Here is a 14,191-nt window from a genome sequence, read left to right on the forward strand (position 1 = left end):
CTCTGAAACGATGAAAAAACGCCAATCACCAAACAGATCGGCGTCACGCGCAACACCAATGCGCAAACTGTCGCGGGGTAGAGCAGCCCGGTAGCTCGTCAGGCTCATAACCTGAAGGTCATAGGTTCAAATCCTATCCCCGCAACCAAAAAATTACCACAAATCAAACGCTTACATGCCGACTGAAACAGTCGGGCATCACAAGCGCGACTTTACATCAACGCCACATCAACGTTTGAAGAGAAGGGTGTGCAATGTCGGCCAGCGTGATACTCGTTTGATGGCAAACGGGGAATCGGGGTTGAGCTTGGCAGACGGATTTATTGCATTCGAACTGGACCTGATGGGTGCCGTCCTTGACCAGCTGATTCCCATTCTCGACAAGATGGAGGGAGAGCCACTGACGCGCGCGGCTGCCCAGCTTCTTCCCGACGCGCAAGGCGTATATCTTCTGATTCACCAGGGACAGGTTCATTACGTCGGCAAGACCGATGCAGAAGCTGGCCTGCGAACACGGCTTACCCGTCACGTCGCCAAGTTCGAACAGCGCGACAACATCGTTCCGGCCGACGTCCAGTTCAAGGCAGCGCAAATCCTTGTTCTGACCGCGATGGACATCGAGTCCAAACTGATCAATCACTATCGCACCGATTGGAATGGCTCCGGCTTCGGGTCAAACGATCCGGGCCGACAACGCGAAACGACGGCGAAACCGCCTCAAGGGTTCGATGCGCGGTTTCCGATCAATATTGATCTGCCGCTCGATTTTCTGGTCGCGGGTCCGACGACGGTGCACGATCTGCTGATGCAGCTGAAGCTGGGCCTGCCCTATACGCTGCGCTATGAGCTGGAGCCCGGTGCGAAGGGCAGCCATTCGTTCCGCAGCCGTCCTCACCCCGACATGCCGGGCGTTCCGCTGACGGTTCCTGTCGGCCCGATCACCGCGCGTCAGGCAATGCAATTGGTCCTGGGCGCGCTACCGCATGGCTGGCAGGCGACCTATTTCGCCAGCCACTTGATCCTCTACAAGGAAAACCGCGCCTATACGCACGGCATGCCAATTTAAGCCCGAAGCAGCTTTTCCTTCACTTCCTCGGCGACTATGCGGCCGAGTTGGCAGGGCACGGCGTTACCGAGCTGGCGCATCGTTTCCGTCCATGACCCATGAAACGTCATGTCGTCGGGGAAGGTCTGCAGACGGGCGCTCTCACGGACGGTGAAATAGCGGATCGATCCATCCGGTCGACGGAGCATGTTTTCGCCACCGGGAACGCCGTGCACGCCCGCCTTCAGCGTTTTTGCCGGTTCGTCCAGAGGGCTGCCCGTGTGGCCGGGATAGGAACGGGCGCCTGGCTGGAACCTGTGATCGTGGAATTTCCGGGCCGAACCGGGCGCCAACTCCGGATCGGGGAGATCAGAGATCGCGTCCCGGACGGTTCGCCAGCGAAGACCATTCGGCTTTCGCTCCAACTTCATCGCGCGTGCCTTGGCCGCGCCACCATCCGGTCGGTCCTTCTTCGCCACGCGATGCAGATCCCAATAGGTCTCTTCGCGCCATTGCTCCCAGAGCAACGCTTCCTTGGAGTGAGTTGGGGCGGGAAAATGCCATTCCACACTCGTGTCGGAACGGAAACCGACGAGGAAGACGCGCTCCCTGCGCTGTGGGACGCCGAAGTTCGCCGCATTCAGGACGCGCAGCATTACTTTGTAGCGCAGGCCCTTGTAGCGGCCGCGCGTGTGATAGTCCTCAAGGCGGGCAAGGTGGACCAGCCATTCCTCGTCCTTCTTCGCCGTCACCTCGGGATAGGTCAATTGCAGCCGGATATACTCGAGGTAGTTCGCGAAACTCGAGCGGGTCAGGCCTTTGACGTTCTCGAAGATGAAGGCTCGTGGCCGAAGCTCACGCACGGCCCGCACCGCCTGCGGGAACATATCCCTGCTGTCCAGAAACGCGCGATGCCGACCGCCCATCGAGAAAGGCTGACAGGGAGGTCCGCCGGTCACCAAGTCAATTTCGCCTTCCACCACTCCGAAGTCGAATTCGCGGACATCACATTCATGGAGAGGCCAGTCCCGGACAAGGTCCAGGCCGCGCTCCTTGTTCTCGCGAAGCGTGTCACATGCCCAGCGATCCCAATCCATGACCGCGGCGGGCGTGAACCCGGCTTGACTGACGCCGATTCCCAGGCCTCCCGCGCCGACAAAGAGTTCAACCGATTTCATCATCTCAGGAACTCCTCGATCCTTGCCTCTAGTGCCCCGCGATCCCCGGTCTCGCATTCCCATATGACGAGGGTTTGCCAGCCGAGATCCCGAAGCCGAGCGAGGTTGGCCTCGTCCCGTTTGCGATTGTTTTCCAATTTCGGCGCCCAAAAGTCCAGTTTGGTCTTCGGCATGCGCGCCAGTTTGCAAGCGGGATCGGGATGACGGTGCCAGAAGCATCCGTGAACGAAGATGACCTTGCGACGTGACGCAAACACCAAGTCTGGCTTGCCGGGCAGGTTTCGTCGATGAAGCCTGTATCGAAAGCCCAGCGCGTGGGTCAGCCGACGGACAATCATCTCAGGCTTGGAATCACGGCCCCGAATCCGGTCCATGCGCTCGCTGCGCTGTAAAGGGCTAAGGGTGTCCATGATGGACACTCCTAGCTGGGTTTCAATGGCACAACATTGTCCCGGGTGGCTGCCGAGGGCGTCTTCGTCTTCAAGGCGGGAAATGGGACAATCTCAGCCTTCGCATCGGATAGAAATCCGACTGGTAGACCGCAGAGAGACTCAACGTCGGCTTCTGCGAGTCGGAAATCGGCGATCAGGTCCGCTCTCGTCCTGACCCCTTCATCCAACAGGAGCCTGATGGAGCGCGAGAGCAGGCGTGGCTCCTCAGCGATCAGCGTATCGTCAAGGGGCTCGCTCTTCCGCCAGCCCCGCGCGCTATAATGTTTCCAAAGTCGACGCTCGTATTCGCCTTCAACAATCTCGAGGCTCACGCACCGTTTGATCATCGCTCCGACCGAAGTCCTCCACCTCTCCTTGAGGGCAAGCAACGTGTTCAGCGAAGGCGTCCATAACTCGGCCGAGAAGGTTTCCGCAGGCATCAGGAACGCACCCGCAAAGTGGAAGGCTTGCCGCTCGATTTCCTTGAAATCAGCAGATCCATTCAGGCTCTTCGAGGGAATGAAACGATGAAGCACAAGGTGTGCAAGTTCGTGCGCCGCGTCCATGCGGGATCGAACCGCAGTCGCCTTGTCGCTCGCGATCAGCATGTATGGACGATTGTCGAGATCAGACCAGTTCGACACGCCATCCATCTTCGATGTACCAACTTCCTCGCGGACGACCACGATTCCGGCATTTTCAATCGCGAGCAGCAGGTCGTTGATCGGCCCGAGGCCCAAACCCCAGCGGGCCCGACACTCAAGCGCGGCCGCCTCGATGTCCTCATCGCGAATATCCCGATGATCTTTTGCCGCGATCGACGGAATATCTACACCCGGCAGATCCACCCATTCCTGAAGTTCGGCCGAAATGTCTTGCGCCCAGCGCAGTCGGACCCTTGCGCGCTTCCGTTCCCCTTGGGTCGTACTCGACAAAAGGGACCGGAAGAACATCGGCCGCGCGCCATGTTCCAACTCCGAGCGCAGGAAATATGACACCGGCAGCCGCAGCGCTGTGGCAAGAGCATCCAACGCATCTGGCTCCGGCGAATGATCGCCGGATTCCCATCTCGAGATCGCGGAGCTCTTCCGGCCTATCATTTCGGCAAGGGCGATCTGGGTCAGTCCCCTCGAATCCCTTGCGTCCACCAATCGCTTCGCTTGGAAGCCCGGCGTTCCAGTCTTCATATCTTGTCCTCCAGTGTTCGAAGCAGGGCTCAGCCCAGCTCCGAAGGCCTCCTGCGCTTGAGCTTGGGAACCGCCCGATCCGCGATATCGACCGGAGCGTCCTTTTGTTCCGCAGGGGCGTTATAGAGCGCGATGATGTCCTCGATCGAAGCCAGCCTGATCCAAGTTGACAGATCGTGAGAGGGAATTCCGATGCCCACGAAGGCCGGGAGCATCGGATTGCCGTTCTTAGATGCCGTGACCACCAGCATCGCGCACATGTTATCTTGGGCCGGTTGCGGCCGATCCGTGTCGAAAAGATCAATCTGCCAAGGGCTAAGCCACTCGTTCAACGTGCTCCAGCGCCGCCGGAATTTTGTCGGTCGCGGCTGGCCGCAATGAGAAAGCACATTGGAACGGATCATGAAGTTTCCGTCGCGCTCAACCACAGAGTAACAGCCGCCCTTTGGTGAGGTGTCGGGCACATGAACAATGAGGCCGGCGGCTCTGCCAGCGCTACGAAAGCCATCCTCGGACAGGAAATGCCGCAACTGCCCCAAGGCGCCACGGCGCTCGGGGGGCGCTATCTTCTCTGCCGTCAGACTGTGGGCCTTAGCGAATGCGGCATCAATCTCTTCCGCCAGGGAACGGAAGAATGTCTCGGGCCAAGCCTGAACAAGGCGTGCAATGGGATCATCAGTCAAGGCGGCGCCCTGTTTGTTGTTTTCGGGATATTGCACCATTTATTTTGCGTTATCAAGTGGAGATCTAGCATCGGGTGCGCTCTTGCGGAGCTGCCGAAGCGGCCAATAATCCTAGCTTGGCGTGGTCGGTTAGCTGTTCTAAGCATAGCGACAAGGGCGGAGTGAGATGCCCAACTTTTGAACTGCCTCGTCCGGAGCGACAGGCTTGGGGGATGCGGTGGCGGCGACAATCAAGTCAATTCATATCGAGAACTTTCGATCAATTAAATCAATCGACGCGGATCTCGCGCAACTGGCGATCTTTGTCGGCAAGAACGATTGTGGAAAATCCAATATCCTGAGAGCACTCAATCTCTTCTTCAACGACGAGACGAATCCGGGTGTCGAGTTTTCCTTCAGTGAGGACTACAATTTCTTTGCGCCAGTGCGGGTGCGGAAGGCGAAAGAAATTGTAGTCCGGTTGGAGATTGCGTTGCCGGCTACCTACCACGCAACAAATGGCCATGTAATTATTTGGACAAAACGCTGGCGTGAGGATGGTCTGTGGAGCGAAGAGTATGATTATTATGGCCAACGCATCAAGAAAGGTAAGCGTGGCCAAGAGGTCCGTGAGGATGTCAAAATCTCAGAAAAATCGAACGTACATGCGCTCCTTCGCAAGATAGAATTTGAGTATGTTCCCGCCATCAAGGATTCCGAATACTTCGATGACCTTCGCGGCAGAATTTACGGAATCATATCGGAGGTCGCTGCTCGCTCTTTCCACGAATCCAGCACAGCTTTCGAGCAGTCGATCGGTGAACACCTCAATGAGCTGACCGCCAGCATCTCGGCTTCACTGGGTATCGACACCCGCTTGGCATTGCCGAGAGACCTCTATCATATATTCGAGCGGCTCGATTTTCTGAGCGGTGAAAAGGCCGTGTCCCTGAACAATCGTGGTGACGGCATCAAGGCTCGTCACATCCCGTTGATCCTTCGTTTTATGGCAGAGAAGAAGGCCGCGCTGTTGAGGCGTGGTGGGCAGCCAATCAGCAGCGTTTGGGCGTACGAAGAGCCCGAAAACAATCTTGAAATCGGCAGTGCTGTCCAGCTCGCAGATGAATTAAATGCCCTGGCGAAATCTGGGACAGCACAGATTTTACTTACAACTCATTCGCCGGCATTTTACGATCTTGGTCAGCAAGATAAGAAGATCGCTTTGCACTTCGTGACGCGCACGAGAGATGTTGATGGCACCGTCACTAAGACCGACGCGAAAGGCATCGATGAAAGCTTGGGCACTCTGGCGATGCTGGGGCCACGAATCACTGAGTTGGTTGCGCAAGTTCGACAGCAAGAGGAAGCGAAGGCCACAGCTGCCCGGCTGGCTCAGGAGAACTGCTCAAGGATTTTTGTCGAAGGCGAAAGCGATAAGCTAATTCTTCAAAGAGCGCTCGAGGTGTTTTTTCCGAACGCAGTAGACAAAGTGCGTTTCGAGACAAAGCGAGACGGTGCCGGGCACACCTATGTGATCGACATGTTGGTTGGTTGGCGTTCGCAACATAAACATCATCCTGATAGACCCAAGGCAATAGGCATTGTTGATGGTGACGCTATGCACGCAAAGAAAGAGTTCAACAAGCAGCCTGAAAATACGAAATCAGCAAAGTGTCTAGTTTACCCTGCACCAGCCAACCTTACTGCGGCTCGGGCTGCTCATTTTGACATCTATGCGTCCTTGGAGACGCTATATCCGGCAGATATCTGGACTGAAGCACGCGATCGGAACTGTCTGACCAGTCGCGATCCCGCTAAGGTGTGTCACCCGCAACTGGTAAGCAGGATTCTGCGTGGCGAGACAACCCTTGAAGCCGAACTTGCCGCAGATTGGGCTTATCTGGTAAAAGAAGACTTCGCGTCGGAATATAAGATTTCGACCGCTAGGCGCCTTTGTCAGCAAAACGACGAGATATGTCGGGAGACACTGGCTAACTTTGAGCCTGTACTGCGCGAAGCGCTCAGTTTTCTTGGTGTTGTATAGCGTGCTGTACTACCCCCTGAGCGTACGCCGTATCATCGAAGCGACCTTATATGTTCATGCAGGTTGTCGTGGCCCTTGAAACATAGTCCATGTTCTTGCTTTGTTTCGATCATGACGCGCCGCAGCACACCTCAAGCCAAAATCGATGATTCGGCCTTCCCGGTCCGGGTGCTGATTTGCGTGCCGGAGATGGGCTTTGGCCGACGGTCCGACGCGCTGCATGAGTGGCTGGCGACGCGGATCGGCCGAGGCAACTATGCCTGGCATGGCGGTGGGCGCGGCGGCACGCGGGACCGGATCGCGCTTTACTTCCGTGAGCCGGATGCGGCCAGCGCCTGCCTGACCGCCTTTCCGGATCTGGAACTGGCTGACAGAACATGCCTGCCGAGCTACAGTTCACCCTATCTGCCCTTTGGCCGTTCCGAGGACGACGATACCGTGTGCAACCTTTACAATCAGACCACCACGCAGGAGGCGATGCGCCAGCTTTTCAAGGGTCTGACCATGACCGACCGCGCGGGCAATGTCGCACCGGGCAAGGTCTATCCCGATCAGTTGGCACCGATCATCCGCCATGATGGTGCTTCGCTGGAATTGGTGAAGGCGCGGTGGGGGATGCCATCGCCGCCCTCGGTTTTGAAGACCCAGCGGGATCCGGGCGTTACCAATGTCCGCAACCTGACCTCACCGCATTGGCGGCGCTGGCTGGGCCCGGCGCATCGCTGCCTGGTGCCGGTCACAGCCTTTGCCGAACCGATCAAGGGCGGCAATCAGTGGTTCGCGCCGTCGGAAGCAGAAACGCCGATGTTCTTCGCCGGCATCGAGGTCAGGGGCTGGAAGTCGGTCCGGAAGGTGAAGGATGGCGAGACCACCGACGATCTCTATGCCTTTCTGACCTGCGCGCCCAATGCCGAGGTCAAAACGGTGCATCCGAACGCCATGCCGGTCCTCCTGACCGATCCCCGGGATTGGGAGACGTGGCTTTCGGCACCAATCGAAATCGCCGGCAAGCTGCAACGCCCGATGCCGGATGGCACATTGGCGCTGGTGGATGCCCCGGCCGAGGCGTCGTGACACCGGCGATCAGCCAGCGCACGCCTGAGCCTGCGCCCGCATGACGGCATAATCCGCCATCATCCCGACCAGCGCGGCATCCTCGGGCAGCGCCTCCAGCTCCGCCGCCGCCTTGTCGCGCGTGGCCTGATCGTAACCCACGACCGGCGGGCAGGCCGCGCCGCCCGGATCAGAACCGCCCGTCGCGCAGGCGCTCAGCAAGCTCGTCGCGATGGCGAGAGCGGTTGCTGGCTGCCTCCAGCATGCGGCGTTGGATGTCATTCTGGCGCTCCATCTGGTTCAGGCGTTCGGCATGACGACCGGCGGTTTCACCGGCCCGCCGAAGGTTGAGGGCGAAAAGAAGGACCGCGCCGATCAGCGTAATCCCGATGGCCAGCCGCCGCGCCCAGCGCGACGCCATCAGCGCGGCAAGGGCGCACATCACCGCCGCCCTCGGTTCCAGTCGTCGAGCCGGGCCCAGACGGTCAGGCCGATCCCGGCCAGTGCCAGGGCGATGAAGGCCCAGCGCAGGGTGTCGAGATAGGGGATCAGCGGCTGTATCGCCGATTGCGCATCGCTGAGCGTGTCCTGCGCGAGTTCGATGCCCGCTGCGCCGACGGTTGCCAGTCCTGCCGCCCCGCTGCCCTTCATCGTGCGGCTGTCCGCCAGATGTTCCCGCGCGGGTGGCTGGTCCTCTGCAAAGGGGATGACGCGGGTGGGAAACGGCTCGCCCCAGCGCCGGGCCGGGCCGAGATCGATATGCATGAAGCCGGATCGGGGATAGGTGCCAAAGCCGAGAAAGTTCTCGGTTCGCGCGGCCTTCTCGAAGACCGCCGGATCGTGATTGGCCATGGAGATGTCGAAGGCCGTGCCCTCAAGGTGCTTGGAGCGTTTGGCGCCTCGCACCCGGGCATTGTGCTCGGGGCTGCGATAGGCCGAGTTCACGATCAGCGGCTTGCCGAGACGGCTGCGCAGCGCCTGCAGCCGGTCGAGGGCCGCCTCATGGATCAGGATCGCTCCGGTGCCGCGACAGGCAATCTCGGCGGGCGAGAAGTTCGGCCAGCGCCAGCTGTCTTTCGGCACGTCGCGCCAATGGCGATAGAAGCGGGTGGTCATGAGGATCCTCCGGATATGAAAAGGGCCCGCCGGGATGGCGGGCCATGGGGTGAATGGGGTTGTGGGGGGTGCGGCGGCGATTACCGTCCAGCGGCTCAGCCGCCCTCGCCGAAGAGCTTGAGCTTCAGGGCGAGTCCGGCCAGCAGTGTCAGGATCAGCCCTGCCGTCAGTATGCGAATGACGGTCTGGGCAGCGGTGCGGCGCATCAGGCGGATGCCCTCCAGCAGTGCGCGCAGGTCGCGGATATCGAGGGCGGCTTCCCTGCCATCGAGCCCGACATCGACAAGGGCGCGTCTTGCGCCTTCCTGCGCCGCCCGGGCCAGCAGCTCCTCGAATTCGCTCTCGCTCATCTGCAGCATGTCATCGAGACGTTTGGGTGTCATCCGATCTTCGCTCCCCAGAAAGTGGTGTGATTGGCGGCGAAATACCCATCCGCCGCGCGAAAGCTGCCCTGCAGCGTCACGGTATCGCCCGCGTCCAGCGCGACCATGGTCTGCAGCCAGAGGGCGGTCGCCTCGGATACATGCGCACCGGAAACCTCGCCGAACGAGCCCCGGATTTCCGTGGATCCGTTCAGGACCAGCCGCCCGCGCATCCGGGCGTTGCCGCTGGCATTGATCTTGAAGAACAGCGAGGCGCCGAGGAGATAGGTTCCCGCGACCGGCGCCACGAAGCGGTTGGTGCCCGCGTCAAAGCAGCCCTGATCATTGTATTCGGCGACATTGATGCCGAGGGTGGTCCAGGTATCGGTGCCGACGTAATTGTCGTAATTCGTATAAGCCTTGAAGCGCGGCAGGTTCGGCTGGTCGGCAATGCCCGTCGCCGGATCGACGCCCAGCGCATCGCGGAAACTGGACCCGTCGGGCGAAACCGCGATGCGCAGCTTGTCCGATCCGAACATCCCGATCAGCGCCCGGGTGGAAAACCCGGTCTGCAGGATCAGCCCGGCATCGTCCGTACCCGTTTCCCGGTTCAGGGTCTGGGTCAGATCGCCGCTGCCGCCATCGGCCGCATAGAGGGCTGTCCAGAGGGCGCTGTTCAGCTTGGCCGAAAAGGGGGAACCCGCGCTGGCTTCCATGCCAATACCAAGCCGTGTCAGATCGTCGAAGGCGGTCGGGACCATCGGCTGCCAGCCCGCGCCATGCCGGACCAGCAGGACCGCCTCACCCTCGACCCATGCCCGCCAGCCCGCGCGCGGCGGCAGGCGCAGCCAGGCACCCTCGGTCCAGAGGGCCACGTTCAGATCCCAGCCCGCCCAGCCGCCGGTCGCGCCCGAGGCGACGATATAGCGATCGCCATCTGAAGGCGTGGCGGGTGGCGCGGTCAGGCCCCGGCTTTTGACCGAAAGCTGGACCAGCCCGTCCAGCAGACGCAGGGCCTCGTTATGGGTGATATGTTTCTGCGCCTGCGCCGCCATCAGATAGGGCAGCAGCAGGTTCGTCGTGCTGTCGGACATGCGTATGTCTCTCTTCAGGATCAGAGGTGGAGGGTTGTCGTTCGTGCCGTGCCGCGCCCGATACGGGCAGAGAACTGACAGATGCGGATGGTCAGGCTGTCGGCCGGCGCCAGCAACGCGCCCCAATCGGCGATCTGCTGGGCACTGGTGTAGAGGGCCGAGGACGCATTGCTCGTCAGCGTGCGTTTGACGGCCGCACCGTCCATGATCCGGACCTCGTAGCTTTCCTGTTCTTCCGCCATGGGCACCTCCATGCCCTGCCAGCTATCGGCGGCGAGGGCACGGGAGCGCCGTGTCCAGCGGATCGTCAGATCGCCAGGGCTATGCGGCTGGCGCCAGGGCTGGGTGACATGGACCGGCGAGAACGGCCGCAGTCCTTCGCCCTCGGGTGCGAAGCTGATGGCGGTGAAGGTGTCGCTGCTGACCGGATGGCGGGCGGGACCGATGCGCCAGTTGAAGGGTATGTCGAGATGGGCTTTCGGGATCGGCAGCGGCGTCAGGGCCTCGTTCAGCATCACCACCCGCGCCCCGGCCGGGGTGGGATTGCCCATGGCCTGTTCGGTGCCACGTTGTCCGCGCAGGAGTCGTTTCAGACGATATCGGCCCGGCGCGATCAGCTCGGCACTTCCAGCCTGGACAATCTCCCAGCGCCCCGGGGCGGATTCCACGACCAGCGCGTTGGCACCGCCAAACAGCGCCAGATCGCTAACACTTTCCAGCTGGCCGCTCGCCAGATCGAGGATCAGGACATTGCCGAAATCGAAACGCGATGTTGGACCGGGCCAGAGGTCGGTGGCGAGACGGCCGAGATTCGCACGGCGGCGCACGGTGGCGACTAGTTCGAACCCGTCATTGCCCGCGCTGCGATACACTGCCAGCGCGCCGGGCCATGGTTTTGCGGTGGCGGCGATCAGCGGCTGATGCGCGGGGATGTCGTCGTGCAGCTGCGGCAGATCGAGCAGGATGACCTCCGGCGGCCCGAAGGTCACGGCGCGGGGCAGTTTTGCCGGGCGTTCGGCGCCGGGCGGCAGGTCATAGGCCTCGCGGTCCTGCCGCACAGCCTCGATGCCGCGTGCTTCGGCATCGGCCACGGCCGTCAGGCGGAACTGCTGCACCCGGCCATGGTGGGTCAGCGCAATCACATCCGCCGGGTCCAGCGCCAGCCGTGAGGGCGGAAGGCGAAACACGGCGCTTTCGCGGCCCGCCCAGGCCTCCTGCAGGGCGCGACGGCAGCGGCGTTCGGCCTCTTCCGGCGGCACCGCCATCGGAAAACTTTCCGAGGCGATGCGGCTGGTATCCACGGTAATGCGCGCGGCCTCGACCAGAGCGGCATCGTAATCCTCGTCGGCCCGGGCCACCTGCCACTTCAGCGCCTGTGGCAGCTCCGTCTCTTGGGCGCGAGTTAGCTCGATGGGTTCGCCGTCCGAATTACCCGCGACCAGATCGTCATGGGCGATGGTGGCAACCGGTGCCCGGCCGCGCATCACAAATCGGATGACGCCCTCGCTCTCGACCGCGTCAAACCCGAAGTGCCGCGCCAGCGTGGTGATAGAGGCGCGGGGGCTTTCGAGGGCTGTGATGGCGTAGCCCTCGGCCGCGCCCCAGAGGCCGGAGACATCGATGCGGCTTTCCGGCAGTCCGGCGCGCCCGCAGAGATGGCGGACGAGGGCCGCGAGCGAGACCGCGCCCAGCCGCCCGGTCAGCCAGTGCCCTAGCCGCCAATTGGCGCCATCGGTCCAGACGTCGCTGAGGGCCGGAAAGAAGGGATAGGGGCGGGCATCCCAGGTCCATGCCGCGCATTCCGAGACCTCGACCATGCGCTGGCCGGTGATCGCGGAGACCGGGTTGTTCGCTGGTTTGCCCCAATGGAGATAGGACGCCTCCAGATAGGCGCGCTGGATGGCATCGTCGCGCCAGCCGCGCGAGAAATAGGGCGCGAAGCTCTCCGACGACTTCGGATCGTAGAAGACATTCGGCTGGTTGGTGCCGCGGTCGATGGCCGGGCAGCCGAGTTCGGTGAAGCGGATCGGCTTTGACTGCGGCACCCACGGCGTCGGTGTCGCGGCCTCGACGCCGCCCGGCCGGTCGAAATGCCGGTTCGACCACCATGAGCGCAGATCTTTGGGCCGGAAGACCCATGGCTTTCCGTGGGCACCATCGGTGATCGGGGTGCGGACCTGCGCCGCGCGGTCGGCCTCGGAGGCATAGAACCAATCGAACCCTTCGCCGCCCGCGATATTGGACTGCAGATAGGTCCGGTCATGAATGGCAGGCCAGCCAGCTTGGGCGTCCAGATGATCGAAGCCGTCGCGCCAGTCGGAGAGCGGCAGGTAATTGTCGATGCCGATGAAATCGACGTTCTGGTCGGCCCAGAGCGGGTCCAGATGGAAATGGACATCCCCGCTGCCGTCGCCCGGCTGATGCCCGAAATATTCCGACCAGTCGGCGGCGTAGCTGATCTTCGGGCCCGGCCCGAGGATGGCGCAGACATCAGCGGCCAGCGCCTGGAAGGCAGCGACGGCCGGATAGCTGTTCAATTCCGAACGGATCGTGGTCAGTCCACGCATCTCTGAACCGATCAGGAAGGCATCGACCCCGCCCGCCACCGCGCAGAGATGGGCGTAATGCAGCACCATGCGCCGCAGACCATGGTCGCTCGGGTCGCCTGTCCATCGGACATCATCACCGGTAATGGTAAAGTCGCCCGCGCTGGCACTGCCGAAGAAGGCATCAACCTGATCTCCGGCCGTCGCCGTCTTGTCGGCGCTGCCTGCCTGACCGGCGGCGGGCGAACAGGTGATCCGTCCACGCCAGGGGAATGCGGGCTGACCCGTCCCGGCGGCGTTGTCCGAATAGGGGTCCGGCAGAGTGTTGCCCGGCGGGATATCCATCAGGATGAAGGGATAGAAGGTCACCCGCAGCCCGCGCGCCTTCATCTCCCGAATTGCCTGCACCACCGCGAAATCCGCCGGCGTGCCGCCATAGACGGGACGATCCTGACCATCGCGGCTGACGAGATGGGCATCGGCCCGGCTGACGCCATTCACGGACCATGTCCAGGGGCTGCTCAACTTCTCGGCGACCTCGACGCCGGGCCGGATGGCGCAATGGCTGCAGCGCAGATCATCGCCGAACCAGGCCACGACCAGACTGACGCTTTCGACCTTCGGCGCCATGGCCTGCAGCCGGTCCAGCGCCACGATCATGTCCGGGCTGCCGGGCATGGCGTTCAGGTTCTCGGTAGAGGTCGTGCCGCCGGTACTGTGGCCGAAGACATTGGTTTTGGCGCCCGTGGTCTTGCGCACCGGCTCGGTGGCATAGGTGAACTCGCCCGAGGCCGGGATCAGCGTCACGGCACGGGTCAGCCCCTCGGCGGTATCCGGATCGGCCAGCGGCCGGAAGACCTCGAAGCTCAGCTGCGGCAGGCGGTTGCCGTAATCGTTCAGCGGCAGATCTTCGAAGACGACATAGGCGGTGCCGCGATATGCGGGCGTGGCCTCTGGGCCCATCGTGGCGGCGATGAATGGATCGGGCTGTTGCGTCTCGCTGCCTGGGTACCAGCGCCAGGTAAGTCCCGAGGTGTCGAGCGGCTTGCCATCGGCCCAGATCCGCCCGATGCCGGTAATCTCGCCTTCACATAAGGCGACCGCGAAGGATGCATAATAGAGATATTCCGTGGTCTCGACCTTCGGTCCGCCACCCTTGCCGCCGCCCTGACGGCTGGTGCGGGTCTCCTCGCGGAAATCCGTGGCCCAGACGATATTCCCGCCCATGCGCATGCGGCCGAAGATGCGCGGGATCACTGCGCCCTCGGTCGAGGCGGTGATGCGCAGATTGTCGAGCCGCGCGCCTTCGATTCGTTGGGCCGGGGCCAGCGAGGAGACGATCCAGCTGTCCACGGCCGCGCCTATGGTGGAGCCGATCATGCCGCCGATGGCAGCACCGGAAAATCCGAGGATCGCGCCGCCGAAGCCGCCGCCAATCGTAGCGCCGACCGAGGCCAATACCAATGTTGCCAT

At 61.9% G+C, this 14,191-nt stretch carries 13 protein-coding genes and 1 tRNA gene; 4 read left to right on the plus strand and 10 right to left on the minus strand.

The window, feature by feature from the left end; genetic code table 11:
* Positions 1-71 precede the first annotated feature (71 nt).
* Both H4P12_RS17030 and H4P12_RS17035 read left to right on the plus strand, forming a co-directional pair.
* Positions 72-148 (plus strand) — tRNA-Met (locus tag H4P12_RS17030).
* A 159-nt stretch (positions 149-307) separates the two neighbouring features.
* The gene (locus H4P12_RS17035) at positions 308-1,066 is read left to right on the plus strand and encodes a GIY-YIG nuclease family protein (protein ID WP_187794878.1); all 759 of its coding nucleotides are present in this window, start codon (positions 308-310) and stop codon (positions 1,064-1,066) included.
* Here H4P12_RS17035 and H4P12_RS17040 read toward each other — a convergent pair.
* The 4 genes from H4P12_RS17040 to H4P12_RS17055 are packed head-to-tail and all read right to left on the minus strand — an operon-like array spanning position 1,063 to position 4,563.
* Positions 1,063-2,226 carry a DNA cytosine methyltransferase gene (locus H4P12_RS17040; protein WP_223115874.1) on the minus strand — a complete coding sequence of 388 codons (1,164 nt, stop codon included), beginning with the start codon at positions 2,224-2,226 and terminating at the stop codon, positions 1,063-1,065. The genes H4P12_RS17035 and H4P12_RS17040 overlap by 4 nt on opposite strands.
* Positions 2,223-2,633, minus strand: coding sequence for a very short patch repair endonuclease (locus H4P12_RS17045; protein ID WP_166331073.1), 411 nt, complete (start codon positions 2,631-2,633; stop codon positions 2,223-2,225). The genes H4P12_RS17040 and H4P12_RS17045 overlap by 4 nt, the downstream gene beginning before the upstream one ends.
* An 11-nt stretch (positions 2,634-2,644) precedes the next feature.
* The gene (locus tag H4P12_RS17050; protein ID WP_166331075.1) at positions 2,645-3,841 is read right to left on the minus strand and encodes a helix-turn-helix domain-containing protein; all 1,197 of its coding nucleotides are present in this window, start codon (positions 3,839-3,841) and stop codon (positions 2,645-2,647) included.
* A 29-nt stretch (positions 3,842-3,870) separates the two neighbouring features.
* Entirely contained in the window at positions 3,871-4,563 is a 693-nt protein-coding gene (locus H4P12_RS17055) for a hypothetical protein (RefSeq protein ID WP_166331077.1), read from the minus strand.
* Positions 4,564-4,729: 166 nt separating this feature from the next.
* On the opposite strand from H4P12_RS17055, the gene H4P12_RS17060 reads away from it, so the two are divergent.
* The gene (locus H4P12_RS17060; RefSeq protein ID WP_187794879.1) at positions 4,730-6,547 is read left to right on the plus strand and encodes an ATP-dependent nuclease; all 1,818 of its coding nucleotides are present in this window, start codon (positions 4,730-4,732) and stop codon (positions 6,545-6,547) included.
* Positions 6,548-6,658: 111 nt separating this feature from the next.
* Entirely contained in the window at positions 6,659-7,621 is a 963-nt protein-coding gene (locus H4P12_RS17065; RefSeq protein ID WP_235931375.1) for an SOS response-associated peptidase, read from the plus strand.
* A 9-nt stretch (positions 7,622-7,630) separates the two neighbouring features.
* Here the strand turns inward: H4P12_RS17065 and H4P12_RS17070 are convergent, their stop codons facing one another.
* The 6 genes from H4P12_RS17070 to H4P12_RS17095 all read right to left on the minus strand — a co-directional run bounded on the left by H4P12_RS17070 (position 7,631) and on the right by H4P12_RS17095 (position 14,191).
* A complete protein-coding gene (locus H4P12_RS17070) occupies positions 7,631-7,822 on the minus strand; it encodes a hypothetical protein (RefSeq protein WP_235931376.1) in 192 nt (63 codons plus the stop codon).
* Positions 7,791-8,042 (minus strand): hypothetical protein, encoded by a 252-nt coding sequence (locus H4P12_RS17075; protein ID WP_166331083.1) that lies wholly within the window; start codon positions 8,040-8,042, stop codon positions 7,791-7,793. The genes H4P12_RS17070 and H4P12_RS17075 overlap by 32 nt, the downstream gene beginning before the upstream one ends.
* Positions 8,042-8,716 carry a YcbK family protein gene (locus H4P12_RS17080; protein WP_166331085.1) on the minus strand — a complete coding sequence of 225 codons (675 nt, stop codon included), beginning with the start codon at positions 8,714-8,716 and terminating at the stop codon, positions 8,042-8,044. The genes H4P12_RS17075 and H4P12_RS17080 overlap by 1 nt, the downstream gene beginning before the upstream one ends.
* Before the next feature lie 95 nt (positions 8,717-8,811).
* Positions 8,812-9,099, minus strand: a complete 288-nt coding sequence (locus tag H4P12_RS17085) for a DUF6127 family protein (protein WP_166331087.1) — start codon at positions 9,097-9,099, stop codon at positions 8,812-8,814.
* A complete protein-coding gene (locus H4P12_RS17090; protein WP_166331089.1) occupies positions 9,096-10,172 on the minus strand; it encodes a DUF2793 domain-containing protein in 1,077 nt (358 codons plus the stop codon). Before H4P12_RS17090 ends, H4P12_RS17085 begins: the two co-directional genes overlap by 4 nt.
* A 20-nt stretch (positions 10,173-10,192) precedes the next feature.
* A complete protein-coding gene (locus H4P12_RS17095; RefSeq protein WP_166331091.1) occupies positions 10,193-14,191 on the minus strand; it encodes a baseplate multidomain protein megatron in 3,999 nt (1,332 codons plus the stop codon).

It is taken from the genome of Paracoccus amoyensis, from assembly GCF_014490725.1.
Taxonomy (GTDB): Bacteria; Pseudomonadota; Alphaproteobacteria; order Rhodobacterales; family Rhodobacteraceae; genus Paracoccus; species Paracoccus amoyensis.